1 protein-coding gene is annotated in these 685 nt (G+C 65.4%); it reads right to left on the reverse strand.

The window, feature by feature from the left end:
• Positions 1–110: 110 nt before the first annotated feature.
• A partial coding sequence (locus VXC91_RS46460; protein WP_329513346.1) for an integrase core domain-containing protein occupies positions 111–685 on the reverse strand: 575 nt, incomplete at its 5' end.

Raw genomic sequence — 685 nt, forward strand, 5'->3', positions numbered from 1 at the left:
GGGAGGCGACCCGGAGAAACGGGCTGGTCGTGAGGCCAGTACCGCGATCCGGGTCGACCTCACCGTTGTATCCCCGACGCTGCCATTGCCGGAAATCTCGTCCGCCCAGGTCACGCGGCATGTTCGTACTCGTGAAGGATGCCGCCCAGGCGTTCACGCCTGCGTATGTCGAGGCGGGCGATCCGCCCTGGATCGGTGATCGCCCCAGGCAAGGGGTACAGCGGTCGGGCGTTCGCGATGCCCTGATGCGGCCGATGGGAGTTGTAGAACCGCTCGAACTCCCGCAGAACGTGGCAGAGGTGGCGCTGGTTCCAGATCAACGTGCGGTCCAGCAGCTCACGCCGACATGTCTGCACCCACCGCTCCATGATCGAGTTCATTCGCGGCATCTGGACTCCGCTGAGCACAACCTCGAGCCCCGCGTCTTTCACGATGGCGTCGAACAGCTCAGGGAACTTGCCGTCCCTGTCCCGGATCAAGAACCTTGCTCGGCAGCCCGCGTCCTCCAGGTCCATGACGAGATTCTTCGCAGCCTGCACCACCCAGACTGCCGACGGGTGCGCGGTCGCGCCCAGGATCCGAATCCGGCGGTTGGCGTGCTCGATGACGGCGAACACATACAGCCGCGCTCCGGTCAGGGTGACCGTTTCGAAGAAGTCGCAGGCCAGCAGGGCGTCGGCCTGGG

Source organism: Streptomyces chiangmaiensis, from assembly GCF_036281785.1.
In the GTDB taxonomy this organism is placed as follows: domain Bacteria; phylum Actinomycetota; class Actinomycetes; order Streptomycetales; family Streptomycetaceae; genus Streptomyces; species Streptomyces chiangmaiensis.